We start from the raw sequence: 24,406 nt of genomic DNA, 5'->3' as shown, positions 1-24,406 counted from the left end.
CAGATGGCCCGGCAACCGGTGGTGCGCCACAACGACTGGGGCACGCTGGCTCCCGCGACGCTCGGCGCGTGGGAGCCCACGCTCGCCGTCACCGTCGTGGTCCCGACCTTCAACTACCAGCACACGCTGCCCTACGTCCTCGCCGGCCTCGCCGCGCAGTCGTACCCCTCCCACCTGCTCGAGGTGCTGGTCGTCGACGACCAGAGCACCCCGGCGCAGGAGCTGCCGGAGGTGCGCCCGGACAACACCCGGCTGCTCCGCGTCGAGGAGGGCTGGGGGCGCGCCAACGCGTGCCACCTCGGCGCGCTCGCCGCCGACGGCGACGTGCTGCACTGGTACGACGCCGACATGCTGGCCCACCGCGAGGAGGTCGAGGCGCACGCCCGCTGGCACCACCTCGTCGACTACGCCGTGCCGGGCGGCTTCAAGCTCTTCGTCGACCCGACCGCGCTGCTCGAGGTCGACCCCGCCGTCGTGCGCGACCGCGTGGCGGCCGGCGGCGCCGCGGACCTCTTCCCCGACCAGGAGCACGAGCCGCACCGCTGGGTCGAGGACTACTGGGCCAAGACCGACGACCTGCGCACGGCCGGACCGCGCGCGCAGCGCTTCCACATCGGCATGACCGGCTCGGTGACGAAGGCGCTCTACCTCGACTCCGCCGGGTTCGACCGGACGCTGCGGCTCGGTGAGGACATGCACCTGGGCCACTCGCTCGCCCAGGCCGGCGGCGTCTTCGTCGTCGACCGGGAGGCCCGCAGCTGGCACCTCGGCCGCTCGCAGGTGCTGCGCCGGGCCGAGCAGGTCAACCGCTACAACGACCCCTACCTCGCCGACCTGGTGCCGACGATGCGGCCCAAGCGCAACAAGCGCGGTCGCGCCTACCAGGTGCCCTACCTCGAGGTGGTGCTCGAGGCCGGTCCCGCCGACGAGACGATCCACGTCGTCGACTCGCTCCTCGACGGCGACGTCCCCGACCTGCGCGTCACCGTCGTCGGCCCGTGGTCGTCGGTGCACGAGGACCGCGTGCAGCCGGTCGAGGACCCGGTGCTCGAGACCCGGCTGGTGCACCGCTCCTACCTCCACGAGCCGCGGGTGCGGCTGGTCGAGGCCCACGACGGCCGGTCCGACGCCGAGTTCCTGCTCACCCTTCCCGACGTCACCCTCGCCCCGCTGCCGGCGACCCTCGCCGCGCTCCTCGACGACCTCGAGCGCACCCACCACGGCGCCCGCCTGCTGGCGTACCCCTCCGGCGGGGTGGCCCGGCTCGAGCGCACCGCCGCGCTCGCGCGGGTCGAGCGGCTCGCCGAGCCCGGCGACGACCGCGACGCGCTGCTCGACGAGTCGTTCGGGACCAAGACCTACCCCGCGACGGCCGTCGGGTTCGTGCCGGTCGACGACCGCGTCGTCGAGCGGTTCACCCTCGGCGCCCGCCCGCCGATGGACCCCGGCAAGTCCGAGAACCGGCTCCACAAGGCGCTGCGCCGGGCCGAGGAGGCCTCGGCCGTACGCCCCCTGCCGGACGCGCCGTCCGGGACCCCCGTCGAGACGCCCGCCGGGACGGCGCCGGAGAACGAGAAGCGCGGGCTCTTCGGCCGCCGCCGCTGAGCGGGAAGCTCGTCGCGCTGGGGTTTAGGCGACCGGGTCGGCTGGTCGGGGTAGTCCAGTGAGGGATGGCTGTGTCCGGGGGCTCGGGGCAGCCATCCCTCACTGGACTATCGCGGCGTGGCAGCCAACGCTCACTGGACTACATCGGGGGGCCGACCGGGTCTCGTGACAGGCGCCAGAGCGCCTTCCTCGACCAGCGGATGGTCGGCCCGGCGCTGATCGACCGACTGGAGGTCGGGGGTTCGTCGCGGCGCGCCGGCTGACCACCGGGTTACGAGCGCAGCGACACCGCGAGCGGAGCGAGCCAATGACTCCGAGCCACATGACTCAGTCGGCGCCGAAGAGGTCGCGGGTGTAGACCTTGTCGGCCACGTCGTGCAGCTCGTCGACCATCCGGTTGGCGACGATCAGGTCGGCGCGCTCCTTGAAGGCAGCCAGGTCGTCGAGCACCTCGGAGCCGAACCAGTGCGCCTCGCCGAGCTCGGGCTCGTAGACCACGACCTCGATGCCCTTGGCCTTGATCCGCTTCATGATCCCCTGCACGGAGGACTCGCGGAAGTTGTCCGACCCCGACTTCATGATCAGCCGGTGGATCCCGACGACCCGCGGCCCGCGGTCGAGGATGTCGAAGGCGATGAAGTCCTTGCGGGTGGTGTTGGCCTCGACGATCGCCGAGATCAGCGTCTGCGGGACGTCGGTGTAGTTGGCCAGCAGCTGCTTGGTGTCCTTGGGCAGGCAGTAGCCGCCGTAGCCGAAGGACGGGTTGTTGTAGTGGGTGCCGATGCGCGGGTCGAGCCCGACGCCGTCGATGATCTGGCGCGAGTCGAGGCCGCGGGAGAGCGCGAAGGAGTCGAGCTCGTTGAAGAACGCCACCCGCATCGCGAGGTAGGTGTTGGCGAAGAGCTTGATCGCCTCGGCCTCGGTGGGCTCGGTGAACAGCACCGGCACGTCCTCGGCCTCGGCGCCCTCGACGAGCAGCGCGGCGAACGCCCGCGCACGCTCGGAGTCCTCGCCGACGACGATGCGCGCGGGGAAGAGGTTGTCGTGCAGCGCCCGGCCCTCGCGCAGGAACTCCGGGGAGAAGATCACCGCGTCGGTGCCGAGCCGCGTGCGGACGTCCTCGACGTAGCCCACCGGCACGGTCGACTTCACCACCATCGTCGCGGCGGGGTTGATCCGCAGCACGTCGCGCATCACCGCCTCGATCGAGGCGGTGTCGAAGTAGTTGGTGACCGGGTCGTAGTTGGTCGGCGTCGCGATCACCACGAAGTCGGCTCCCGCGTGCGCCTCCTCCGCGTCGGTGGTGAAGACGAGGTCGAGGTCCTCCTCGGTGAGGAAGCGGGAGATGTCGTCGTCGTGGATCGGGCTCTCGCCGCGCCGCAGCCGCTCGACGCGGCCGGCGTCGAGGTCGAGGCCGACGACGGTGTGGTGCCGGGCGAGCAGGACGGCCATGGAGAGACCGACGTAGCCGAGGCCGGCGATCGAGATCCGAGTCACGGCGAGGATTGTGCCGTACGCGGGACAACGCGGGTGGTCGTGCCGCACCCTTGACCGGCACCGGTCGCGACGACGGCACCAGGAGGACGGATGGCCCGGCGGAAGAACACGACGACCTTCCCGTGGTTCGTGCTGCTCCTGATCGTGTTCATCGGCTGGCAGGCCAACGGAGCGGCCCTCACCGTGCTGGTCGTGATCGGGATCGTGGCGGTGTTCATCTGGATCGGCAACGTCTACCGCGCCGCGGGCCGGCGCCCCGGCTCGCAGTCCCTCGACGACCGGTTCGTCGCCCCGCAGGACCCCGCGGACCTGCCGCCCGAGGCGGTCGAGCGGTTGCGCCGGCTGGCCGGCGAGATGGTGGTCCCGGGCGGCCGCAGCATGGACGAGGTGATGCGCGAGGCCGCCGAGGTCTACGCGCAGCTGCCGCCGCACGTGCGCGAGCAGCTCGACCGCGCCGCCCCGGACCACGGCCCGGGGGTGCACGTCGAGGTCAGCGGGCCCCTCGGTGACGTCCTGGCCCGCGTGATGGGGTTCGAGCCCGCGCCCACCCGCGGGGCTCCGCCGTCGGCGCCGGTCACCCCGCACGCACCCGCCGCCGCACCGACGGCCGGACGGACGGCTGAGCCCGCGGCAGAGGCCGAAGCAGAACCCGCACCGACCGCCCCGCCCGCACCCACGCCCGCCGCGGCTGCGGCTGCGGCGACCGCGCCGGCGCCGATCACCCCGGCGCCGATCACGCTGGCCCCGATCACCCTGGCCCCGATCACTCCGTCCGCGCCAGTCACCCGCTCCGCGCCGGCCGCCGCGCCGGCCCCCGCGGCCGCGGACCGGCCCGACCAGGACGTCCGGTCGGGCACCACCGCACCCGACGAGCTGACCGGGGCAGAGAACGAGCCGCCGGGCACCCTCGCCGAGGGCTGGTACGTCACCGCCGACGGCGGTCGCGAGCGCTGGTGGAACGGCGCGTCCTGGACCGCCCACGTGCGCTCGCGCGGGGCGCAGTACTAGTCCACGACGCGCGTCAGGGCGTCCGGCAGGACCGCCGGCACGCCCAGGACCTCGAGGAGCGAGTCGTCCGGCTCGGCGCACGCGGTGGCAGGGTCGAGCGGCTCGAGGCCGTCGAGCCAGCCCGGCGCCGGACCGTCGGTGGCCGGCAGCACGACCCGGACCTGCGCGTCCCCGCCGGCCAGTGACACGGAGAGCACGGCCGGTGACCCGTCGAGGTCACGGGCGAACGTGGCGCGCACCGGCCCTCCCGCCCCGCACGCCGCGTAGGTCAGGTCCCACCCGGCGAGCCGCCGCGCGAGCCGGGCGAGCGAGCGGGCCGTCACCGTCGCCTCCGCGGCCGGTGCACGCCGGCGGTTGACGCCCGCCTCGAGCCGCGGCGCGACCACCCGCAGCCCGAGCGCGACGAGTCCGGGATCGGAGGATGCGGCCGCGACGGCACCGTCGTCGGGCCCGTCGTCGGGCCAGGCCGCGGCGTCGGTCCCGACGTCGTCGGCGTCCTCCTCGCCGAGCGGCCGCGACTGCAGGGGTGGCGGCACGAAGCCGGTGGCGCGCCCGTCGAGGCAGGTGTCGGCGACCGGGTCGGGGGCCTCCCAGCCGGTGTCGAGGTGGTGGGGCACCACGACCTGCAGCGCCGCGGTCGCGCTGCCGCCGTCGGGGGTGACGACCAGCTGGGCGAGGGCGTCGTCGGGCCCGACCAGCGCGACCTGGACGGTGGTCCCGCACGTGCTGGACGTCGGTCGCCAGCCGGCGTCGGCGGCCAGGTCGACCTCGGCGCGCGCGGCGACCTCCACCCCGGTGGCGTACGTCGTGGAGCGGCGGCCGACGACCCGCGTCACCTGGCCGTCGCTGCCCAGCGCGGGGCCGGCGACGGTCGCGGACGTGGGCGCGACCCAGGGGTCGGACCACACGGCGGCCGCCGCGTCGAGGTCGCTGCCGTCGGACACGATCCGCGGACCGGCGCTGCAGCCCGCCAGCGCCGGCGCCGCCAGCGCCAGGGTCAGGACGACGGCGTGACCGCGAACCACGGCTCGTCCCATCCGGAGACCCCCAGGTCGCCGCTCGTGAAGTCGTCGCGCGGGATGGTCTGCTCGCGCCCGGAGGCGGGGTCGAAGATCGTGAGCGAGTCACCGTCGCTGCCGGTGACCAGCACGACGTGGCCGGGCCGGGTCGTGTCCCCGACGTAGAGCGGGACGGTGCTGCCGTTCTCCACGGACGCGGCGATCCGGTCGTAGGTGTCGCCGCGGTCGGAGGGCGAGACGGTCTGCACCTCGTAGTCCTGGCCCGGGACCCCGCTGCCGCCCTCGCCCGACATCTCGGCGGCCACCGCCCACGGCTGGGTGCCGGCGGCCTCGGGCCACGGGAACTGGAGGTCGCCGTCGCGGTCGTGCAGCGCGTTGGTGCGCTGGTGCATCGCCAGCGACTCGTCGGCGAAGCGCTGCTCGGGGGTGCGCGGGTCGGTGGTGCCGCTGGCCGCGTCGTAGCCGGTCTCCATCCACAGCGCGTAGGCCGGGTCGTTGAGCATCCGCGACATCACCAGGCTGGAGGACCCGCACGTGGTCTGGTCGGGCTGGGAGTAGCTGCCGTCGGTGGGCGGGTCGAGGTCGTCGAGCTGGGCGGGGGTGAGGGTGTGCAGCCGGGCCACGTAGTTGGCCAGCGCCGCGCCGCTGAGGCCGGACGCGACCCCGGCCACGATCCACGCCCGCTCGGCGTCGCTGCGCGCACCCGCGAGCGCGTCGCGCACGGCCTGCTGCTCGGCCGGGGACAGGGCGGCCAGCGCGGCGTCGTAGTCCTCGAGCTGGCGGCCGGACAGGGGTCCGTCCTCGTCCTCCCAGGCGTTGACCACCGACACCGGGCTCACGCCGGCCGGCAGGTGGTCGGGCAGGGCGACCTCGTCCATCGCCGCCACGACGGCGGCCTTCGCGACGGCGACCGCGTCGGCGGCGTCCTGGTAGGCGCCGATCGCCTCGGTGAGGGCGTGGACGACCCCCGCGACGACGCCGCGCAGGAAGTCGACGAGCTCCCACGGCCACAGGTCGCCCCACGAGAGCTCGAGGTGGTCGCGGAGCAGGTCGTCGGCCTCCCGGTGGCGGGTGCGGGCGGCGGTCATGTCGGCGGCGAGCCGGTCGAGGACGGCCGCGACCTCGCGGGCTGCCGGGGGGACCGTCGCGGTGCGGGTGCGGAGCCGGCCGACCGAGGAGCGGAACGCGTCGCCCGAGGTGCCGTCCCAGACGCTGGTGTCGACGGCCGCGCGGGTCGTGGCGAGGTCGTCGACGCCGGACTCCACCGAGGCCGCGGCACGGCGCCAGGCAGCGGCGGCGTCGGTCAGGGCGCCGGGCTCCGGGGCCGGTGGCTCGGTCAGGATCGCCACGGCTCGGCCGACCGCGTCGACGAGCGTCTGCGCGGCGTCCCACGGCGGCCAGAGGTCGAGGTCCTCGACGGTGGCGAGGACGTCCCTCAGCCGCGCGACGGTCTCATCGAGCAAGCCCATGGAACTCCCCTGCCGAGGTGCCGTCGGTGGCGAGGAAGTCGCGGATGCAGTCCTCGACGCCGCCGTGGTGCTCGTCGATGACCCCCAGCGCCACCCGCAGCACGCCGTCGAGGTCGCTCGCCGCGTCGGCCAGGGTGGCGGCGAGGTCGGCCAGGTCGTGGCCGGCCGCGTCGGGCACCTGTCCCTGGGCCGAGCGGAGCTCGGCGGCGGCGTTGTCGGCGTGGGCCCACCCGGCCCGCACGGCGTCCGGTCTCATCACCACGGTCATGGCGTCGCACCTCCCCTGTCCTGGATCAGGGTTCCCCCACCCCGGGGCCGCAAACAAGGGCGGACCGGACCTGTGGACGGGGCGTGCGTACGACGTGCAACGTCACGCGGGGCGACCGGACGGCGACCGCCCCGCGTGACGCTGGTCGGTGGTGGTCAGCCGCGGTCGGTGGAGTCGCCGGTGACGACGACGTAGAACCGCTTGCGGGTGCCGTCGGTGGTGACGCTGCCGTCGCTGTTGCGGGGGCTCACGACGAGGTGGTTGGTGTTGCCGGTGCCGGGGGGCGCGCAGTTCACGATGCCGGGCTGGCACATCGCGGCGCTGATCTCACCGGAGAACTCCGGGTTGGCGTCCGCCGCGTCGGCGCGGCCGTTGGTGATGCCGTCGCCGTTCTGGTCGACGGTGTTCTGCAGCGCCACGACCGCGAGGACGCCGTTGTTGGCCAGGTTCTCGCCGGCGTTGATGTAGACGTTGCCGTTGGCGCGCAGGCCGGTGGTGTCGGTGCCGGCGGGGGCCAGCGTCGGGTAGGCGGCGGTGACGGTGAAGCCGCCGGACTGGGCGACGATCGCGCCGGTCGCGTCGACGAGCGCCCAGCGACCGACACCCGCAGGTCCGGCCGGGCCCTGCTGTCCCGCGGGCAGCTGGCCGGCCCTGAAGTCACGGGCCCGCAGCGAGCCGTCCTTCACCTGCTTGGCACCGATCGTGCCGTTCTTGACGTCCTTGCCCTGGATCGTCTTGTTCTTGATGTCCTGGGACTGGATGGAGTTGTTCTTGATGTCGTCGGAGCCGATCAGGCCGGCGGCGTACGACGTGCCGGTCGAGGCCACGACGAGGGCCATCACGGAGACGGCCATCGAGGGGGAGGGGCGGCGGATCGAGGGGAGGCGCATGGTTCTGGACCCTTCGGTCGTCGGGCCGCCGTGGACCGGCGGCTTTGACGTGGTTCGGAGTGATCCGCGTCACGGATGGGTCCTGTGTCGATTTGGGTGCCGCTGACACGCTGGGAGCATGGGTATGGGCAAGAAGGTCGCAGCGCTCGGGATCGCGAAGAAGGTCTACGACGAGGCGCGCAAGCCTCACAACCAGGCGAAGATCCGCGCCGCGGTGCAGAAGATGCAGGAGCGTCGCCGCCCGCGCTGAGCTCAGCCGGTCCGGCGCCGCGCGTGCGGCCAGGCGTACGCGGCCAGCGCTCCGAGCACCGGCCACAGCGCGAGCCGCTCGAGCGCGCCGCCCACCTGCTCGTCGCCGGACAGGATGAAGCCGACGGCGGCGGCGCCGGTGACCAGACCCGTCACCAGCAGGCCCTTCGCCAGCACCGGCCGCTCCTCGCGCAGCCGGTGGCCCAGCGCGAGCAGCGCGACCGGCTGCCCGACGAACAGCGGGGTGGCCGCGATCGCGTGGAGCGTGGCGTCCTGGTCGAGCGGCGCGAGGCCGGTCGCCACGGAGCTCGCGCCCGACACCACGAGCAGGCCGGTGACCCACGGTCCGAGCGGTCGGGCGAGCAGCGCCGCACCACCGGCGAGCAGCACGCCGTAGCCGATGAACGAGCCGTTCATCACCGCGTGCTTCGGCGAGCAGTAGTCCGGCGTGCAGCCGACCTCGCCGAGCCTGCTGACCGAGTCGGAGACGAAGCTGTAGCCCCCGCGGGTGGCGGCCGCGGTGACGACCTCGGTGAGGACGTACGTCGGTCGCAGCAGGAACGCGAGGGCTCCGAGCCGCGCGGCGCGGGTGGGGAGGGCGGGCACGGCGTCACCGTAGCCGTCGCCCCCACAGGGGTGGGTCCGGCATTGCCACCGGCGGGGTCGAGGCGTAGGACGGGGGGATGACCACCGCGCCGACCGAGCCCCTGCCCGACCCCGACATCGTCCCGTCGGGCGACCCCGTCGGCCCCGGGACGACCGTGCCGGACGAGCCGCAGCCGCCGACGACGGAGCCCCAGCCCGTGCCGTAGTCCTGCGGTCGCGTGGCATGCTCGCGCCATGACGATCCAGATGCCCACCGACCTCACCCACGCCGCCATGCTGGGGCTCGGCACCTACCGTCCCGAGCGGGTCGTCACCAACGACGAGATCTGCGAGGTGCTGGACTCCACCGACGAGTGGATCCAGACCCGGTCGGGCATCCGGACGCGGCGCTTCGCCGGTGAGGGTGAGACCCTGATCGGGATGTCCACGACCGCCGCGGAGCGTGCCCTCGCGGCCGCCGGCGTCCGCGCCGACCAGGTCGGCTGCGTCATCGTCGCGACGTCGACCCACCCCGAGCACACGCCCGCCTCGGCCCCGCAGGTCGCGACCGCGCTCGGCATCACGGCCGCGGCGTTCGACGTCTCCGCCGGGTGCGCGGGCTTCTGCCACGCGCTCAACCTCGCCGCGTCGATGGTGCGGGCCGGCGCCGAGCAGCACGTCCTCGTCATCGGGGTCGAGCAGCTCAGCCGGTTCATGGACCCGACCGACCGCGGCACCGCGTTCATCTTCGCCGACGGCGCGGGTGCGGTCGTGGTCGGACCGTCCGACGCCGCCGGCATCGGCCCCACCGCCTGGGGCTCCGACGGCTCGCAGGCCCACGTGATCACCCAGACCCCGAGCTGCATGGGCACGCGCGAGCACACCGACGCCGACCACCCGGTCGTCCAGATGGAGGGCACCGCGGTCTTCCGCTGGGCGCCGTTCGCGATGGCGAAGGTCGCCCACGAGGCGCTCGACCTCGCCGGCGTGTCCGTCGACGAGCTGGACGCCTTCATCCCCCACCAGGCCAACCTGCGGATCACCCAGACCCTGGCCAAGAACATCCAGCTCCCCGAGGCCGTCGCCATCGCGACCGACGTCGTCGACTCGGGCAACACGTCCGCCGCGTCCGTGCCGCTCGCGATGGAGGCGATGCTCCGCAAGGAGGAGGCCGCCCCCGGCGACACCGCGCTGCTGATCGCGTTCGGCGCCGGCCTGTCGTACGCCGGCCAGGTCGTCACGCTGCCGCCGCTGGGCTGAGCGTCGGCGCGCCGTCGGCCGACGCAACCAGGTCGCGCGGGCCGCGGCGCGGCGTACGGTCGGGTCCTCGCCCCGCCCCTGGGGCGGCCGGGCTGTCCGGGCCTCGACCCGGGCGGCGACCGGGATCCGTGAACAGTGGTCCGACCACATCGGCAGGGGCTGCCCGGCGGCCGGGTCGCGAGACCCGGCCCGCCGGTGCCGGACGCGCGTACGACGGTGGAGCCGACGGCCCGTAGGTCCGGCCCGGGGCTCCACCGTCGCCGGCAGGCGAGCCTCAGCCGCGCAGCCGCACCGACAGGCAGGTCACGCAGCCCTCGAGCTTCTCGAACTCGCTGACGTCGACGGCGACCACGCGCAGGCCGCGCTCCTCGTAGAGCGCGCGGGTGCGCGGGGCGGCGGACGACATGAGGACCGTCGATCCGTCCAGCAGCACGACGTGGGAGCCCGGCTCCTCGGGGACGGCGAGGTACGACGACCAGACGCCGGGGTCGTCGACGACCTCGTCCCAGCCGACGACGGTGCCGTCGGGGAGCGCGGTGACCGCCGACTTGAGGTGCAGCGCCTTCGTCAGCGGGACCGCGACGACGCGGGCGCCGAGCGGAGCGAGGTGGGCGGCGAGCTGGTCGATGCCCGCCTGGTTGGTACGCCCGCCGAGCCCGACCCAGACCGTGCCGTCGTGCTTGAGCACGTCGCCGCCGTCGAGCGTGCCCGGCGCCTCGATGTGCGCGGTCCGGAAGCCGAGGTCGCGCAGCACCTGCTCGGTGCCGGAGACCTCGGGCTTGCGCTCGTCGGCGCCGGGGCGGGTGAGGACGGCGAGGTCGCCGTACATGACGACCGTGTCCTCGACGAACACCGCGTCCGGGCAGTCGGGCGCCGGCGGCACCTCGACCGTCTCCCAGCCCTCGGCCTCCAGCGCGGCGACGTAGGCCTCCCACTGGCGCTCGGCCAGGTCGAGGTCGACCGGGACGCGGTCGATGTGGGTGAGCAGGCCCTCCGCGAGGCGGGGGCCGGGACGGCGGACGAGGGCGCGACGGTTCACGCCGCGATCCTCGCAGCCCACGGCGTCCCGGTCACCCGGCGCTGCGGGCGAGGCGGTCGGCGACGACCGCCCACACGTCCGGGTCGACGCCCATCCCGATGTGGGTCGAGGCCACCTCGACGTGCTCGGCCCCGGGCGTCCTGCGGTCGAGGCAGGCCTGCCACGCCACCACGCCGTCGCGGCGGGAGTACATCGCCGTCAGCGGCACGCTGATCGGGGACTCGGCGTCGAGGCGTTCGGCCAGCTTCCAGCCCTCGCGGTCGGGCGCGGTCTCGAAGGAGCGCGCCGCCGAGGTGAAGGTGGGCCCGCCGACCACGGGCGTGCCGTAGGTGACGACCCGGCGCACGGCCTCCGGGTGGCGCCGCGCGACCTCGCGGGCGACCACGCCGCCGAGGCTCCAGCCCACCAGCGAGGCGGGTCCGCCGGTCTGCTCCACGAGCTCGAGGAGCCGCGCCGACAGCCGGTCGACGTCGGCGCCGGTGTCGCCCACGTTGGTGCCGAAGCCCCAGCCGCGGGCGTCGTACCCGAGCCGGCGGAGGTACGCCCGCAGCGGGGCGCCGGTGAGCTCGGGGGCACGCCAGCCCGGGATGTCGACGACGAGGTGACCGTCGCCGCGCGGGACGGCCAGCAGCCGGGGCGCGGCAGCCGCGAGGCGGGTCGCGGCCAGCGGCGAGGCCAGCTCACCGACCCGGAGCCGACCGCTGGGCGGACCGGACGGTCGGTCCAGGTCGCGCACGTCCCGCGCCACCGCCCGGGTCCGCAGCCCGGTCGCGGCAAGCAGGCCGGGCCTCACAGCGCGGCCACCACTTCGGTGCCCTGCTTGATCGCGCGCTTGGCGTCGAGCTCGGCGGCCACGTCGGCTCCGCCGATCAGGTGCACCGTGGCGCCACCGGTCAGGTGGGCGCTGCGGTCCAGCTCGTCGTAGAGCCCCCGCACCGAGTCCTGACCGGCGCAGACGACGACCGTGTCGACCTCGACGACGCGCGGCTGGCCGTCGACGGTGAGGTGCAGGCCCTCGTCGTCGATCCGGTCATAGGTCGCGCCGCTGACCTGGGTGACCCTCGACTGCTTGAGCACCGCACGGTGCGCCCAGCCCGACGTCTTGCCCAGGCCGATGCCGATCGGGGTGGTCTTGCGCTGCACCAGCGTCACCTCGCGGGCGGGGGTGCGGGGCTTGGCCTCGGTGAGCCCGCCGGCGGTGAGCGCCGGGTCGCCGACGCCCCAGTGGGCCATCCAGTCCTCGAGGTCCTCGTGCTCGTGGGTGAGGAAGACGCTCACGTCGACGCCGATGCCGCCCGCGCCGATCACCGCGACCCGCCTTCCCGGCACGACCGCGCCGCTCAGCACGTCGGCGTACGACGCCACGGACGGGTGGTCGATCCCGGGGATGTCCGGCATCCGCGGCTCGACGCCCGTCGCGACGACGACCTCGTCGAAGCCGGCGAGGTCGGCGGGCGTGGCCTCGGTCGAGAGGCGCACGTCGACGCCGAGCACCTCGAGGCGGCGGGTGAAGTAGCGCAGCGTGTCGGCGAAGTCCTCCTTGCCGGGGACCGCCATCGCCAGGCGGAACTGGCCGCCGAGCCGGGGCGACTTCTCGAAGAGGGTGACGGCGAAGCCGCGCTCGGCGGCGCTGGTGGCGGCGGCGAGGCCGGCGGGCCCGGCGCCGACGACGGCGACCGTCTGCTTGCGCAGCGTCGGCATCAGCACCAGCTCGGTCTCGTGGCAGGCGCGCGGGTTGACCAGGCAGGAGGCGCGCTCGTTGCTGAAGACGTGGTCGAGGCAGGCCTGGTTGCAGGCGATGCAGGTGTTGATCTCGTCGGCGCGCTCGTCCATCGCCTTGGCCACGAAGGCGGGGTCGGCGAGGAGCGGCCGGGCCATCGAGACCAGGTCCGCGTCGCCGCTGGCGAGGATGTCCTCGGCGAGCTCGGGGGTGTTGATCCGGTTGGACGCGCAGACCGGGACGTCGACGACCTGCTTGAGCCGCGCGGTGTACGAGCGCCACGCGCCGCGCGGGACCTGCGTGATGATCGTCGGGACCCGCGCCTCGTGCCAGCCGATGCCTGTGTTGAAGACGGTGACGCCGGCGGCCTGCAGGTGCAGCGCGAGCTCGGCGGTCTCCTCCCAGGTCTGGCCGCCCTCGACGAGGTCGAGCAGCGAGATCCGGTAGACGATCGGGAAGTCGTCGCCGACCAGCTCGCGCGAGCGGCGTACGACCTCGACGGGGAAGTGCATGCGCCGCGCGGCCGAGCCGCCCCACGCGTCGTCGCGGTCGTTGGTGCGCGCGGCGAGGAACTGGTTGATGAGGTAGCCCTCGGAGCCCATGATCTCGACCGCGTCGTAGCCGGCCTTGCGCGCCAGTGCGACGCTCTTCGCGAAGGCCGTCGCGGTGTGGTCGACCTCCTTGGCCGACATCGCGTGCGGCTTGAACGGCGTGATCGGCGACTTCTTGTCCGACGCGCTCTGCGAGAGCGGGTGGTAGCCGTAGCGACCGGCGTGCAGCACCTGCAGCGCGATCGCGCCGCCGGCCTCGTGCACCTCGCCGGTGACCCGCTGGTGGCGGATCGCGTGGAGCCGGTTGGTCATCTCGGAGGCGAACGGCTTGAGCCAGCCGCGCTTGGTCGGCGCGAACCCGCCGGTGATGATCAGGCCCGTGCCGCCGCGGGCGCGCTCGGCGAAGAACGCGGCGAGCTTGTCGAGGTCCCACGGGTGGTCCTCGAGCCCGGTGTGCATCGAGCCCATGACCACGCGGTTGCGCAGGGTGAGCGCGTCGGGTCCGCTGCCGAGCGTCAGCGGCTCGAGGAGGTGGGGGTAGAGCGGGTGCGTCATGTCTCAGTGCCTCTCGTGTGCCTGCAGGTACTCGGTGATCCAGTCGATCCAGAACCGCTCCAGCCGGATGCCGCCGCGCAGCACCAGCCACTGGTCGCGGCCGGCCTCGTCGAGGGAGCCCGGGTCGGGGAACTGCTCGCGCTCCATCTGCTCGTAGGCCGCCAGCCGGAGCGCGTGGTCGGCCCGGGTGTCGCCCAGGTGGTCGAGCAGCCGCGCCCGGTCGCCGTACGACGCCCCGCGCAGCTTGACCGCGAGCGCGCTGCGGAAGCTCTCGACGGGCATCGGCTCGGCCAGCCAGTCGGCGAGGACGCGGCGGCCCGTCTCGGAAGGGGTGTGCACCCGCTTGTCGGGTCGACCCTCCTGGCCGACGGTCTCGACCGTGACCCAGCCGTCGGCCTCCATCCGTGCCAGCACGCGGTAGATCTGCTGGTGGGTGGCGTGCCAGAAGAAGCCGAGCGACCGCTCGAAGCGCCGGGTCAGCTCGAGCCCGCTCGACGGGCGCTCGCTGAGCGCGACGAGGAGGGCGTGCTCGAGGGCCATGCCGAGGAGTGTGACGTACCTATGCAACGAGTTGCAACAGTGGGGTGCATCACCCGGCGGCTGGGTATCTACGGACGTTCTGGTGGGTGCCAGAGCCGTTTCGCCCACCAGTTTGTCCGTAGATACCGGGAGGGGTCGGGCGGTTGGGCGGTTGGGCGGGTCGGTCGGTCGGGCGGGTCGGGCGGGTCGGGCGGGCGCGCTCGCGACCGTGACAGTTCCGGTGTCATGATCGGCGCATGACGTACGAGCTGGGGCAGGGGACCGGTCCGCTGCGGGGCGTGAAGGTGGTCGAGCTCGCCGGGATCGGGCCGGGCCCGCACGCCTGCATGCTGCTCGCCGACCTCGGGGCCGACGTCGTCCGCATCGACCGTCCGGGGGGCGGGATGTTCGCCACCGGCCGCGCCGACCTGCTCAACCGCGGTCGCCCGAGCGTCGCGCTCGACCTCAAGCAGCCGGCGGCGGTCGCGACCGTGCTCGACCTGGTCGAGCGCGCCGACGTGCTGGTCGAGGGACTGCGCCCCGGTGCGACCGAGCGCCTCGGCCTCGGCCCCGCGGAGTGCCACGCCCGCAACCCGCGGCTGGTCTACGCCCGGATGACCGGCTGGGGCCAGGACGGCCCGTGGAGCCGGGCGGCCGGCCACGACATGAACTACGTCGCGACCAGCGGCGCGCTGCACGGGCTCGGGCAGGACCCCGCCCGCCCGCACTTCCCGTCCAACCTGCTCGGCGACTTCGGCGGCGGCTCGACCTACCTCGTCGTCGGCGTCCTCGCCGCGCTCCTCGAGGCGCGCGCGAGCGGGCAGGGGCAGGTCGTCGACGCGGCGATCGTCGACGGCACCGCCCACCTCAACGCGATCGCGTCGGCGTTCGCGGCGATGGGGCTCGACACCGGCCGCCGCCGCTCCGGCCTGCTCGACGGCGGCACCCCCTGGTACGACCTCTACGAGACCGCCGACGGCGAGCACGTCAGCGTCGGCGCCCTCGAGCCGCAGTTCTGGGCCGAGCTCGTCGCCCGGATCGGTGTCGACCTCCCCGACCGCGACGACCCGGCCAACCACGCGGCCATCCGCGACGCGCTGACCCGCCGCTTCAAGGAGCGCACGCAAGCCGAGTGGGCCGAGGTCTTCGACGGCACCGACGCCTGCGTCGCCCCGGTCGTACGCCTCGCCGACGCGCCGCGCCACCCGCACCTCGCCGCGCGCGGCACCTTCGTCGAGCGCGACGGCGTCACCCAGCCCGCACCCGCGCCGCGCTTCTCCCGCACCGGCGCGACCCTCACGACCCCGCCGGCGCTGCCGGGCGAGCACACCCGCGAGGCCCTCGCGGCCTGGGGGATCGCCGACGTCGACGCGCTCCTCGCGAGCGGTGCCGCGGTGCAGGCGTGAGGCCGTTCCTCTTCCTCGGCACGCGCGCCGAGGACGACGTCGCGCAGCAGGAGTACGACGCCGTGCTCGCCGGCACCGGCCTGCACCCCGACGAGCTGGTCCGGGTCCGCCTCGAGGCCGACCCCCTCGGCGACGTCGACCTGGCCGACTGGTCGGGGATCGTGCTCGGCGGCGGCCCCTTCAACCGGTCCGACCCCGACGACACGAAGTCGCCGACCCAGCGGCGCGCGGAGGCCGAGCTGCACGACCTGGCGCAGCGCGTCGTCGCCGCCGACTTCCCGTTCCTCGGCGCCTGCTACGGCATCGGCGTGCTGGGCAGCCTGGCCGGCGGCGTGGTCGACCGGACCTGGGGCGAGCCGATCGGCGCGCTCCCGGTGCGGCTGACGCCCGAGGGCGTCGCGGACCCGCTCTTCGGCGTCGTGCCGCCGGTCTTCGACGCCTACCTCGGCCACAAGGAGGCGGTCGCCCGGCTGCCCGACGGTGCGGTGCTGCTCGCCTCCACCGAGACCTGCCCGGTCCACGCCTTCCGGATCGGCCGCAACGTCTACGCCACCCAGTTCCACCCCGAGCTCGACGCCGTCGCGATCTGCGACCGGATCGACGCCTACAGCGCGCACGGCTACTACGCGCCGCACGAGCAGGAGGAGCTCAAGGCGGCCGCGCGCGAGGCGATGGTCACCGAGCCCGTGCGACTGCTGGCGCGGTTCGTGGAGCTCCACGCCCGGTCCTGAAGCAGGGGGACGTTCGGCCCTGCCGCGGGCGCCGGCACCGACCTAGCGTCGGAGCATGGACGACCCGACCACCCGCATGGACACCGAGGAGTGCTGGGACTTCCTGCGCCGCCAGGAGCTCGGCCGGATGGCCTACCACCTGCTCGACGAGGTGCACCTCGTCCCGGTCAACTACGCCGTCGACCACGACCCCGTGACCGACCGCCGCTCGATCCTCTTCCGGACCGCCGAGGGCTCCAAGCTGCTCGGCGTGGTGATGAACGCCGACGTCGCCTTCGAGGCCGACGAGCTCGTCGACGAGGTGGCCGCCAGCGTCATCGTGCGCGGGCGCGCCCGCCTGCTCGACGAGCACGAGGAGCACCGTGCCGACAACCTCCCGCTGCGGCCGTGGGTGCCGACCCTGAAGTACAACGTGGTCGAGATCGACGTGACCGACATCAGCGGCCGTCGCTTCGAGCTCGCGCGCCCGTGGCTGCACATGATCCCGGAGTGAGCCGGGCCCGGTCCCCCGTGGTGCAACTCATGGTTACACCTCAGGTCTCCGCGCCTACGCTGGTCCGGTGAGCGACCACGTCGACGTGCTGATCGTCGGGGCCGGGCTGTCCGGCGTCGGCGCCGCGGCCCACCTCGCCAAGGACCTGCCGGGAGTGTCGTACGCCGTGCTGGAGCGGCGTGCGGCCAGCGGGGGGACGTGGGACCTGTTCCGCTATCCCGGCGTGCGCTCCGACTCCGACATGTTCACCCTCGGCTACCGCTTCCGGCCCTGGCGCGGCGAGCAGGCGCTGGCCGACGGCGCGTCGATCCTGCAGTACGTCCGCGACACCGCCGCCGAGTACGGCGTCGACGAGCGGATCCGCTACGGGCACCACGTCGTCGGTGCCGCCTGGGACAGCGCCACCGCGCGCTGGACGGTGACCTCCGTCGTCGACGGCGAGGAGCGGCAGGTCACCGCCGACTTCCTGTGGTCGTGCAGCGGCTACTACGACTACGACCGCGGCCACCGCCCGCACCTCGAGGGCGAGGAGCGCTTCGCCGGCACGCTGGTCCACCCGCAGCACTGGCCCGAGGACCTCGACACCACGGGCAGGCGGGTCGTGGTGATCGGGTCGGGCGCGACCGCGGTGACGCTGGTGCCCGCGCTCGCGGACGCCGGCGCCGCGCACGTCACGATGCTCCAGCGCTCGCCGACGTACGTCCTCCCGCTCGCGGCGCGCGACGGGTTCGCCCGCGCGGCCCGCAGGGTGCTCGGCGAGCGGCGGTCCTACCCGCTCGTCCGCGCCAAGAACGTCGCGGTCTCGACCGCGCTCTACCAGCTCAGCCGCCACCGTCCCGGCCTGGTGCGCCGGCTGGTCCGCAAGGCCAACGTCGCGCTGCTGCCTGCGGGCTACGACGTCGACACCCACTTCCGCCCGACCTACGACCCGTGGGACCAGCGGCTGTGCCTGGTGCCGGACGGCGACCTGTTCCGCGCGATCTCCGACGGCTCCGCGTCGGTCGTCACCGACACGATCCGCACCTTCACCGAGACCGGGATCGAGCTCGCGTCCGGCGAGCACCTCGACGCCGACGTCGTGGTGACCGCCACCGGCCTCGAGCTGCTGCTCTTCGGGGGTGCGGAGCTCAGCGTAGACGGCCGGGTCGTCGAGCCGTCCGAGACGATGGCCTACCGCGCGATGATGCTCTCCGGGGTGCCCAACTTCGCCTTCACCATCGGCTACACCAACGCGTCGTGGACGCTGAAGGCCGACCTCGTCTCGGAGTACGTCGTCCGGGTCCTGCGGCGGATGCGCGCCGAGGGCCGGCGCACCGTCGTCCCGACCCCCGACGACTCGGTGGGACGCGCCCCGCTGATGGACTTCGACGCCGGCTACGTCCGCCGCGCCGCCCACCTGCTGCCCCACCAGGGCACCTCCGCGCCGTGGCGGCTGAAGCAGAACTACCCCTACGACGCGGTGCAGCTGCGGCGCTCGCGCCTCGACGACGGGGTGCTCACCTTCCGCTGACGCGGCCGACCGCTGGTCGAGGGAGCGCCCGGGGAGGCCCCGGGTGGGAGGATCTAGGCATGTCCTACGACGTCCTCGGCACCCGCGAGCACCCCTCGCTGGGCCTCGACACCTTCGGCGACGCACCGCTCGACGGCGCCCCCGCCAACCACGCGGAGACGATCCGGGAGGTGGTCGCGGAGGCGGTGCTGGCCGACCGGGTCGGCGTCGACTACATCGGGCTGGGTGAGCACCACCGCGCCGACTACGCCGTCTCGGCGCCCGACGTGGTGCTCGCCGCCATCGCCGGGCAGACCGAGCGGATCCGGCTCGGCACCGGCGTCACCGTCCTGTCCAGCGACGACCCGATCCGGGTCTACGAGCGGTTCGCGACCCTCGACGCCGTGTCCGGCGGTCGCGCCGAGGTGCAGCTGGGGCGTGGCTCGTTCATCGAGTCGTTCTCCCTGTTCGGCCTCGACCTCGGGGACTACGACCGGCTCTTCGCCGAGAAGCTCGACCTCTTCGCCGCGCTCCAGTCCGAGCAGCCGGTGACGTGGGAGGGCTCGATCCGGCCGCCGGTCGAGGGCAAGCAGGTCTACCCGACGACCGCCGCCGGCCGGCTGCCCGCCTGGATCGCCGTGGGCGGCACGCCGGAGTCGGTCGTGCGCGCCGCCCGCTACGCGATGCCGCTGGTCCTGGCCGTGATCGGCGGGTCGCCGGCGGCGTTCGTCCAGCTCGCCGACCTCCACCGGCGCGCGCTGGCCGAGATGGGCCACCCCGAGCTCCCGATCGGGATGCACTCGCCCGGCCACGTCGCCGCCACCGACGAGGAGGCGCGCGAGCAGCTCTACCCGCACCAGGCCGAGCTCTACACCCGCCTCGGCCGCGAGCGCGGCTGGCCGCCGTACTCCCGGATCCAGTTCGAGCAGGCGGCCTCGCCGCAGGGGGCGCTCTTCGTCGGCTCGCCGGACACCGTCGCGGCCAAGGTGGCGTGGGCGGTGCGGACCCTGGGGCTGTCCCGCTTCCAGCTGAAGTACTCCGTCGGGGCGCTCCCGCACGAGCAGCGGATGGAGTCGGTGCGGCTCTACGGCGAGGAGGTCGTGCCGCGGGTGCGCCGCCTGCTGGCGGCCGGCTGACCCGCGCTGGTGGACGCACTACCGCGGAGTCGTTGACGCGGGAGGCGTGGCGGGGCGAGACTGCTGCCACGCGGGAGTGGAAGCGCTCTCACCAACGGATGGAGCGTAGGCGATGGGCGCGCAGAGCAGGACCGACGAGGTGCGGTTCCCCGACGGTTTCGTGTGGGGCGCGGCCACCGCGGCCTACCAGATCGAGGGAGCCGTCGCCGAGGACGGGCGCACGCCCTCGATCTGGGACACCTTCGCCGCGATCCCCGGTGCCGTCATGGGCGGCGACACCGGCGAGGTCGCCTGCGACCACTACCACCGGATGCCGGCCGACGTGGACCTCCTCGCCGACCTCGGCGCCACGTCGTACCGCTTCTCGGTGTCGTGGCCGCGGGTGCGTCCGGACGCGGGGCCGGTCAACCCGGCCGGCCTCGCGTTCTACGACCGGCTCGTCGACGCACTGCTCGCGCGCGGCATCGCGCCGTGGCTGACGCTCTACCACTGGGACCTGCCGCAGGTCCTCGAGGACGCCGGCGGCTGGACCAACCGCGACACCGCCTTCCGGTTCGTCGAGTACGCCACCGCGGTGCACGACGCGCTCGGCGACCGGGTCCCGACGTGGACCACCCTCAACGAGCCGTGGTGCTCGGCGTTCCTCGGCTACACCGCGGGCCACCACGCGCCCGGACGGCAGGAGGGCGCGGCCGGCCTGGTCGCCGCCCACCACCTGATGCTCGCCCACGGCCTGGCCGTCACCGAGCTGCGCGGCCGCGGCGCCGACCGGCTCGGGCTCAGCCTCAACCTCACCGTCCCCGACCCCAGCGACCCCACGGACCCGGTCGACGTCGACGCCGCCCGCCGCATCGACGGCCTGCACAACCGGCTGTTCCTCGACCCGGTGCTGCTCGGCACGTACCCCGCGGACGTGCTGGAGGACACCGCCGAGCTGACCTTCGCGGGGAGCCCGTGGACCGACGTGGTGCGTGACGGCGACCTCGCCACCATCTCGGCTCCGATCGACGTGCTGGGCGTGAACTACTACCACGGCAACGAGGTCTCCGGGCACCCGCGCACCGACGTCGTCGGCGTCGGCGCGGACCACCCCGAGCGGGTCGCGCTCTCGCCGTTCGTCGGCTCCGAGCACGTCACCTTCCCCAGCCGCGGCCTGCCGGTGACCGCCATGGGGTGGGAGATCCAGCCCGACGGGCTGCGGCGGCTGCTGCTGCGCCTGCACCGCGACCACCCCGGCACCCCGGTCTACCTCACCGAGACCGGAGCGGCCTTCGACGACCGCCCCGACGCCGAGGGCGCGGTGCACGACCCGGACCGGATCGCCTTCCTCGACTCCTACCTCCGGGCGGTGCACGACGCGATCGAGGCCGGCGCCGACGTGCGCGGGTTCTTCCAGTGGTCCCTCATGGACAACTTCGAGTGGGCCTTCGGCTACGCGAAGCGGTTCGGCCTGGTCCACGTCGACTACGCCACCCAGCAGCGGACCCCCAAGTCGAGCGCCCGCTGGTACGCCGAGGTGGCGCGCACCGGCGTCCTGCCCACCTCCGGCCCGACCGCCCACTAGCGTGGCGCGGGTGACCCCGCGCACCTCGAGCACCGGCTCGCCGACCCTCGACGAGGTGGCCCGCGTCGCCGGCGTCTCCCGCGCGACGGCGTCGCGCGCGATCAACGGCGGGCAGAAGGTGAGCGCCCGGGCGCAGTCGGCGGTCGACCTCGCGGTGCGCGAGCTCGGCTACGTCCCCCACCCCGCGGCCCGCAGCCTGGCCACCCGGCGCACGGACTCGATCGCGGTGCTGGTGCCCGAGCCCGACGACCGGGTCTTCTCCGACCCGTTCTTCGCCGGGACCCTGCGCGGGGTCAACCGGGTGCTGAGCGAGCGCGACATCCAGCTCGTGCTGCTCCTGGCCCGCCCGGGCGCCGACACCGAGCGGACGCTGCGCTACCTCACCAACCGCCACGTCGACGGCGCGATCGTCACCTCCCACCACCGCGACGACCGCCTCGCCGAGCACCTCGCCGACATCGGCCTGCCGTGCGTCTTCGGCGGGCGGCCCTGGACCGGCGGCGACCGGATCTCCTACGTCGACGTCGACAACGTCGCGGGGGAGCGGGAGGCGACCGAGGTCCTGCTGGCCCGCGGCTGCACCCGGATCGGCACCGTCGCCGGTCCCGCCGACATGACCGCCGCCGTCGACCGGCTCGCCGGCTGGACGCAGGCGATGACCGCGGCCGGGCTGCCGGTCGACGCCGTCGAGCACGGCGACTTCACCGAGGCCAGCGGCGAGACCGCGTGCCGGGCGCTCCTCGAGCGCCACCCCGACCTCGACGGACTGGTCGTCGCCTCCGACCTGATGGCGGCCGGCGCGATGCGGGTGCTGGCGGCGCTGGGCCGCAAGGTGCCCGACGACGTCGCCGTGATCGGCTTCGACGACCTCGGCGTCGCCGAGCGCACCACGCCGCCGCTCACCACGGTCCGCCAGCCGGTCGAGGAGATGGCCGAGCGCGCCGCCCGGCTGCTGCTCGATCGGGTCGACGCCGGTGACGCCGAGCCGGTGCGCGTCGTCGTCCCGCCGGTGCTCGTGCGCCGCGGCAGCGCCTGAGGCTCAGGCGAGCGAGGTGATGAGCTCCTCGACGCGGCGCTTGATCTCGTCGCGGATCGGACGGACGGCGTCGATGCCCTGCCCGGCGGGGTCGTCGAGCTTCCAGTCCTCGTAGCGCTTGCCGGGGTAGAACGGGCAGGCGTCGCCGCAGCCCATCGTGATGACGACGTCGGAGGTCTGCACGGCGGCGTCGGTGAGCACCTTCGGGCTCGCCGAGGTGATGTCGACGCCGACCTCCGCCATCGCCTCGACGGCGACGGGGTTGATCGTCTCGGCGGGCGCGGACCCGGCCGAGAGCACCTCCACGCGGTCGCCGGCGAGGTGCTGCAGCCAGCCGGCTGCCATCTGGGAGCGGCCGGCGTTGTGGACGCAGACGAACAGGACGGTGGGGTGGCTCATCGGGAGACCTCCTCGTGGGTGGGGGCGGGGTGCGGGAAGCGGTCGCGCAGGGCGAGGCTGACGTAGACCAGCCCGACGAGCACCGGCACCTCGATGAGGGGGCCGACCACCCCGGCCAGCGCCTGGCCGGAGGTGACGCCGAAGGTCGCGATGGCGACCGCGATGGCGAGCTCGAAGTTGTTGCCGGCCGCGGTGAAGGCCAGCGTGGTGGTGCGCTCGTAGGTCATGCCGAGCCCCCGGCCGAGGGCGTAGCCGCCGCCCCACATCAGGGCGAAGTAGGCGAGCAGCGGGAGCGCGATGCGCGCGACGTCGAGCGGGCGGCTGGTGACCTGCTCGCCCTGGAGCGCGAACAGCACGACGATCGTGAAGAGCAGGCCGATCAGTGCCCACGGGCCGACCTTCGGCAGGAACGCCGACTCGTACCACTCGCGCCCGCGCAGCCGCTCGCCCCAGGTGCGGGAGGCCCAGCCGAGCAGCAGCGGCACGCCGAGGAAGACCAGCACCGACTTCGCGATCTGCCACGCGGAGACGTCGAGCGCGGCCGTGTCGAGGCCGAGCCAGCCGGGCAGCACCTCGAGGTAGAACCAGCCGAGGCCCGCGAAGGCGATGACCTGGAAGACCGAGTTGAGGGCGACCAGCACGGCCGCGGCCTCACGGTCGCCGCACGCGAGGTCGTTCCAGATGATCACCATCGCGATGCAGCGGGCCAGGCCGACGATGATCAGCCCGGTGCGGTAGTCGGGGAGGTCGGGCAGCAGCAGCCAGGCCAGCGCGAACATCAGCGCGGGCCCGAGCACCCAGTTGAGGACGAGGGAGGCGACCAGCATGCGGCGGTCGGAGGTGACGGAGTCGAGCCGGTCGTAGCGGACCTTGGCCAGGACCGGGTACATCATCACCAGCAGGCCGAGGGCGATCGGGAGCGAGACCCCGTCGACCTCGACGGCCGAGAGCGCGTCGCCGAGCCCGGGGACGACACGCCCGAGGAGCAGGCCGCCGACCATGGCCAGGCCGATCCAGAGCGGCAGCATCCGGTCGAGGGTGGAGAGCCGCTCCACCACCGGGGCGCCCGGCGCGCTCACCGCTCGCCGCCGATCAGCGCGGCGAGGTCGGCGAGGACCTCGCGGCGCACGGCGTAGTAGACCCACACGCCGCGCTTGGAGCGGTCGAGCAGCCCGGCGTCGTGCAGCACCTTGAGGTGGTGGCTGATCGTCGGCTGGGAGAGGTCGAAGGCGTCGTTGAGGTCGCACACGCACGCCTCGCCGCCCTCGCTCGCGGCCACGATCGACACCAGCCGGAGGCGTACGGGGTCGGCGAGCGCCTTGAGCAGCGGCGCCACGCCCTCGGCGCGCTCGGCGGACAGGGGCTCGCGCAGCAGCGGTGAGCAGCAGGCGGCCGTCTCGACGGGGGTGAGGGTCAGCTCGGACTTCGACACAGATCAATATTGACAGATGTCGATGCCTTCGGCAATCTCGGGACATCGACATCCATCTATGTGAACGGAGCACCACCATGTCCCGCCTCCAGCTGGCCCTCAACGTCGACGACCTCGAGACGTCGATCGCCTTCTACTCCACGCTCTTCGGCACCGGGCCGCACAAGGTGCGTCCGGGCTACGCCAACTTTGCGGTCGCCGAGCCGCCGCTCAAGCTGGTCCTGGTCGAGAACCGCGGGCAGGGCGGGAGCATCAACCACCTCGGCGTCGAGGTCGACACCGTCGACACCGTCGACGCCGAGCTCACCCGGCTCGCGGCGGCCGGCTTCGCCACCACGGAGGAGCGCGACACCACCTGCTGCTACGCCAAGCAGGACAAGTTCTGGGTGCAGGGCACCCCGGACGGCGAGCGCTGGGAGGTCTACACGATCACCGACGACGCCCCGGCCGAGGCGGTCGTGGAGACCACCTGCTGCGTCTGAGGCG

26 protein-coding genes are annotated in these 24,406 nt (G+C 74.0%); 13 read left to right on the top strand and 13 right to left on the bottom strand.

The features are described from left to right. Positions 1-3: 3 nt before the first annotated feature. Positions 4-1,605 (top strand): glycosyltransferase family A protein, encoded by a 1,602-nt coding sequence (locus LN652_RS12310; protein WP_230440922.1) that lies wholly within the window; start codon positions 4-6, stop codon positions 1,603-1,605. 327 nt (positions 1,606-1,932) lie between these two features. Here the strand turns inward: LN652_RS12310 and LN652_RS12305 are convergent, their stop codons facing one another. Beyond that, positions 1,933-3,057 carry a nucleotide sugar dehydrogenase gene (locus LN652_RS12305; RefSeq protein WP_230444735.1) on the bottom strand — a complete coding sequence of 375 codons (1,125 nt, stop codon included), beginning with the start codon at positions 3,055-3,057 and terminating at the stop codon, positions 1,933-1,935. A 135-nt stretch (positions 3,058-3,192) separates the two neighbouring features. Between LN652_RS12305 and LN652_RS12300 the strand changes: the two genes are divergently transcribed. Beyond that, positions 3,193-4,110, top strand: coding sequence for a DUF2510 domain-containing protein (locus LN652_RS12300; protein ID WP_230440921.1), 918 nt, complete (start codon positions 3,193-3,195; stop codon positions 4,108-4,110). Here the strand turns inward: LN652_RS12300 and LN652_RS12295 are convergent. From LN652_RS12295 to LN652_RS12280, 4 genes are all read right to left on the bottom strand, one after another. Continuing rightward, entirely contained in the window at positions 4,107-5,135 is a 1,029-nt protein-coding gene (locus LN652_RS12295; protein ID WP_230440920.1) for a hypothetical protein, read from the bottom strand. The genes LN652_RS12300 and LN652_RS12295 overlap by 4 nt on opposite strands. Further along, positions 5,108-6,598 carry a WXG100 family type VII secretion target gene (locus LN652_RS12290; protein ID WP_230440919.1) on the bottom strand — a complete coding sequence of 497 codons (1,491 nt, stop codon included), beginning with the start codon at positions 6,596-6,598 and terminating at the stop codon, positions 5,108-5,110. The genes LN652_RS12295 and LN652_RS12290 overlap by 28 nt, the downstream gene beginning before the upstream one ends. Next, positions 6,582-6,866, bottom strand: coding sequence for a hypothetical protein (locus LN652_RS12285; RefSeq protein WP_230440918.1), 285 nt, complete (start codon positions 6,864-6,866; stop codon positions 6,582-6,584). The genes LN652_RS12290 and LN652_RS12285 overlap by 17 nt, the downstream gene beginning before the upstream one ends. A gap of 155 nt (positions 6,867-7,021) precedes the next feature. Beyond that, the gene (locus LN652_RS12280; RefSeq protein WP_230440917.1) at positions 7,022-7,756 is read right to left on the bottom strand and encodes a major capsid protein; all 735 of its coding nucleotides are present in this window, start codon (positions 7,754-7,756) and stop codon (positions 7,022-7,024) included. Positions 7,757-7,874: 118 nt separating this feature from the next. On the opposite strand from LN652_RS12280, the gene LN652_RS21920 reads away from it, so the two are divergent. Continuing rightward, positions 7,875-8,006 (top strand): hypothetical protein, encoded by a 132-nt coding sequence (locus tag LN652_RS21920; RefSeq protein WP_268932168.1) that lies wholly within the window; start codon positions 7,875-7,877, stop codon positions 8,004-8,006. Positions 8,007-8,008: 2 nt separating this feature from the next. On the opposite strand, the gene LN652_RS12275 is transcribed toward LN652_RS21920, so the two are convergent. Further along, positions 8,009-8,611: a DUF998 domain-containing protein gene (locus LN652_RS12275; RefSeq protein ID WP_230440916.1), complete on the bottom strand. Its 603-nt coding sequence runs from the start codon at positions 8,609-8,611 to the stop codon at positions 8,009-8,011. 77 nt (positions 8,612-8,688) lie between these two features. Between LN652_RS12275 and LN652_RS21915 the strand changes: the two genes are divergently transcribed. Beyond that, positions 8,689-8,817, top strand: coding sequence for a hypothetical protein (locus tag LN652_RS21915; RefSeq protein ID WP_268932167.1), 129 nt, complete (start codon positions 8,689-8,691; stop codon positions 8,815-8,817). A 28-nt stretch (positions 8,818-8,845) separates the two neighbouring features. Beyond that, positions 8,846-9,850, top strand: coding sequence for a beta-ketoacyl-ACP synthase III (locus LN652_RS12270; protein ID WP_230440915.1), 1,005 nt, complete (start codon positions 8,846-8,848; stop codon positions 9,848-9,850). A 274-nt stretch (positions 9,851-10,124) separates the two neighbouring features. On the opposite strand, the gene ddaH is transcribed toward LN652_RS12270, so the two are convergent. Genes ddaH through LN652_RS12250 form a run of 4 tightly spaced genes read right to left on the bottom strand, consistent with a single transcriptional unit; the run spans position 10,125 to position 14,255 of the window. Beyond that, on the bottom strand, positions 10,125-10,889 hold the full coding sequence (ddaH, locus tag LN652_RS12265; protein ID WP_230440914.1) for a dimethylargininase: 765 nt from the start codon (positions 10,887-10,889) through the stop codon (positions 10,125-10,127). A gap of 31 nt (positions 10,890-10,920) precedes the next feature. Continuing rightward, complete coding sequence (locus LN652_RS12260) at positions 10,921-11,625, bottom strand: alpha/beta fold hydrolase (RefSeq protein WP_230440913.1); 705 nt, start codon at positions 11,623-11,625, stop codon at positions 10,921-10,923. Between the two features lie 53 nt (positions 11,626-11,678). Further along, positions 11,679-13,715, bottom strand: a complete 2,037-nt coding sequence (locus LN652_RS12255; protein WP_230440912.1) for an NADPH-dependent 2,4-dienoyl-CoA reductase — start codon at positions 13,713-13,715, stop codon at positions 11,679-11,681. Positions 13,716-13,718: 3 nt separating this feature from the next. After that, entirely contained in the window at positions 13,719-14,255 is a 537-nt protein-coding gene (locus tag LN652_RS12250; RefSeq protein ID WP_230440911.1) for a PadR family transcriptional regulator, read from the bottom strand. 236 nt (positions 14,256-14,491) lie between these two features. Here LN652_RS12250 and LN652_RS12245 point away from each other — a divergent pair, with 236 nt between their 5' ends. The 7 genes from LN652_RS12245 to LN652_RS12215 all read left to right on the top strand — a co-directional run bounded on the left by LN652_RS12245 (position 14,492) and on the right by LN652_RS12215 (position 22,089). Beyond that, positions 14,492-15,640: a CaiB/BaiF CoA transferase family protein gene (locus tag LN652_RS12245; RefSeq protein ID WP_230440910.1), complete on the top strand. Its 1,149-nt coding sequence runs from the start codon at positions 14,492-14,494 to the stop codon at positions 15,638-15,640. After that, positions 15,637-16,371 carry a glutamine amidotransferase gene (locus LN652_RS12240; RefSeq protein ID WP_230440909.1) on the top strand — a complete coding sequence of 245 codons (735 nt, stop codon included), beginning with the start codon at positions 15,637-15,639 and terminating at the stop codon, positions 16,369-16,371. Before LN652_RS12245 ends, LN652_RS12240 begins: the two co-directional genes overlap by 4 nt. A 55-nt stretch (positions 16,372-16,426) precedes the next feature. Then, positions 16,427-16,864 (top strand): pyridoxamine 5'-phosphate oxidase family protein, encoded by a 438-nt coding sequence (locus LN652_RS12235; RefSeq protein ID WP_230440908.1) that lies wholly within the window; start codon positions 16,427-16,429, stop codon positions 16,862-16,864. A gap of 67 nt (positions 16,865-16,931) precedes the next feature. Further along, positions 16,932-18,374 (top strand): flavin-containing monooxygenase, encoded by a 1,443-nt coding sequence (locus LN652_RS12230; RefSeq protein WP_230440907.1) that lies wholly within the window; start codon positions 16,932-16,934, stop codon positions 18,372-18,374. A 59-nt stretch (positions 18,375-18,433) separates the two neighbouring features. Beyond that, a complete protein-coding gene (locus LN652_RS12225; protein ID WP_230440906.1) occupies positions 18,434-19,489 on the top strand; it encodes an LLM class flavin-dependent oxidoreductase in 1,056 nt (351 codons plus the stop codon). Positions 19,490-19,601: 112 nt separating this feature from the next. Beyond that, positions 19,602-21,053, top strand: coding sequence for a GH1 family beta-glucosidase (locus tag LN652_RS12220; protein WP_230440905.1), 1,452 nt, complete (start codon positions 19,602-19,604; stop codon positions 21,051-21,053). Positions 21,054-21,063: 10 nt separating this feature from the next. After that, a complete protein-coding gene (locus LN652_RS12215; RefSeq protein WP_230440904.1) occupies positions 21,064-22,089 on the top strand; it encodes a LacI family DNA-binding transcriptional regulator in 1,026 nt (341 codons plus the stop codon). Positions 22,090-22,092: 3 nt separating this feature from the next. Here the strand turns inward: LN652_RS12215 and LN652_RS12210 are convergent, their stop codons facing one another. The 3 genes from LN652_RS12210 to LN652_RS12200 are packed head-to-tail and all read right to left on the bottom strand — an operon-like array spanning position 22,093 to position 23,920. Then, entirely contained in the window at positions 22,093-22,488 is a 396-nt protein-coding gene (locus LN652_RS12210) for an arsenate reductase ArsC (RefSeq protein ID WP_230440903.1), read from the bottom strand. Next, the gene (arsB, locus tag LN652_RS12205; RefSeq protein WP_230444734.1) at positions 22,485-23,516 is read right to left on the bottom strand and encodes an ACR3 family arsenite efflux transporter; all 1,032 of its coding nucleotides are present in this window, start codon (positions 23,514-23,516) and stop codon (positions 22,485-22,487) included. The genes LN652_RS12210 and arsB overlap by 4 nt, the downstream gene beginning before the upstream one ends. A gap of 47 nt (positions 23,517-23,563) precedes the next feature. After that, complete coding sequence (locus LN652_RS12200; RefSeq protein WP_230440902.1) at positions 23,564-23,920, bottom strand: ArsR/SmtB family transcription factor; 357 nt, start codon at positions 23,918-23,920, stop codon at positions 23,564-23,566. Positions 23,921-23,997: 77 nt separating this feature from the next. Here LN652_RS12200 and LN652_RS12195 point away from each other — a divergent pair, with 77 nt between their 5' ends. Next, complete coding sequence (locus tag LN652_RS12195; protein WP_230440901.1) at positions 23,998-24,402, top strand: ArsI/CadI family heavy metal resistance metalloenzyme; 405 nt, start codon at positions 23,998-24,000, stop codon at positions 24,400-24,402. Positions 24,403-24,406: the final 4 nt, after the last annotated feature.

It is taken from the genome of Nocardioides okcheonensis, from assembly GCF_020991065.1.
Lineage (GTDB): Bacteria > Actinomycetota > Actinomycetes > Propionibacteriales > Nocardioidaceae > Nocardioides > Nocardioides okcheonensis.
Note: the sequence above shows the minus strand (reverse complement) of the source record. Positions and strands in the feature narration are given on the sequence as shown.

What these genes read in the sequence shown, in the direction of transcription:
- LN652_RS12210 (WP_230440903.1), bottom strand. Translation starts at nt 22,488, where the DNA reads ATGAGCCACCCCACCGTCCTGTTCGTCTGCGTCCACAACGCCGGCCGC.
- LN652_RS12285 (WP_230440918.1), bottom strand. Translation starts at nt 6,866, where the DNA reads ATGACCGTGGTGATGAGACCGGACGCCGTGCGGGCCGGGTGGGCCCAC.
- LN652_RS21915 (WP_268932167.1), top strand. Translation starts at nt 8,689, where the DNA reads ATGACCACCGCGCCGACCGAGCCCCTGCCCGACCCCGACATCGTCCCG.
- arsB (WP_230444734.1), bottom strand. Translation starts at nt 23,516, where the DNA reads ATGCTGCCGCTCTGGATCGGCCTGGCCATGGTCGGCGGCCTGCTCCTC.
- LN652_RS12310 (WP_230440922.1), top strand. Translation starts at nt 4, where the DNA reads ATGGCCCGGCAACCGGTGGTGCGCCACAACGACTGGGGCACGCTGGCT.
- LN652_RS12270 (WP_230440915.1), top strand. Translation starts at nt 8,846, where the DNA reads ATGACGATCCAGATGCCCACCGACCTCACCCACGCCGCCATGCTGGGG.
- LN652_RS12235 (WP_230440908.1), top strand. Translation starts at nt 16,427, where the DNA reads ATGGACGACCCGACCACCCGCATGGACACCGAGGAGTGCTGGGACTTC.
- LN652_RS12280 (WP_230440917.1), bottom strand. Translation starts at nt 7,756, where the DNA reads ATGCGCCTCCCCTCGATCCGCCGCCCCTCCCCCTCGATGGCCGTCTCC.
- LN652_RS12250 (WP_230440911.1), bottom strand. Translation starts at nt 14,255, where the DNA reads ATGGCCCTCGAGCACGCCCTCCTCGTCGCGCTCAGCGAGCGCCCGTCG.
- LN652_RS12290 (WP_230440919.1), bottom strand. Translation starts at nt 6,598, where the DNA reads ATGGGCTTGCTCGATGAGACCGTCGCGCGGCTGAGGGACGTCCTCGCC.
- LN652_RS12305 (WP_230444735.1), bottom strand. Translation starts at nt 3,057, where the DNA reads ATGGCCGTCCTGCTCGCCCGGCACCACACCGTCGTCGGCCTCGACCTC.
- LN652_RS12225 (WP_230440906.1), top strand. Translation starts at nt 18,434, where the DNA reads ATGTCCTACGACGTCCTCGGCACCCGCGAGCACCCCTCGCTGGGCCTC.
- LN652_RS12220 (WP_230440905.1), top strand. Translation starts at nt 19,602, where the DNA reads ATGGGCGCGCAGAGCAGGACCGACGAGGTGCGGTTCCCCGACGGTTTC.
- LN652_RS12255 (WP_230440912.1), bottom strand. Translation starts at nt 13,715, where the DNA reads ATGACGCACCCGCTCTACCCCCACCTCCTCGAGCCGCTGACGCTCGGC.
- LN652_RS21920 (WP_268932168.1), top strand. Translation starts at nt 7,875, where the DNA reads ATGGGTATGGGCAAGAAGGTCGCAGCGCTCGGGATCGCGAAGAAGGTC.
- LN652_RS12245 (WP_230440910.1), top strand. Translation starts at nt 14,492, where the DNA reads ATGACGTACGAGCTGGGGCAGGGGACCGGTCCGCTGCGGGGCGTGAAG.
- LN652_RS12300 (WP_230440921.1), top strand. Translation starts at nt 3,193, where the DNA reads ATGGCCCGGCGGAAGAACACGACGACCTTCCCGTGGTTCGTGCTGCTC.
- LN652_RS12195 (WP_230440901.1), top strand. Translation starts at nt 23,998, where the DNA reads ATGTCCCGCCTCCAGCTGGCCCTCAACGTCGACGACCTCGAGACGTCG.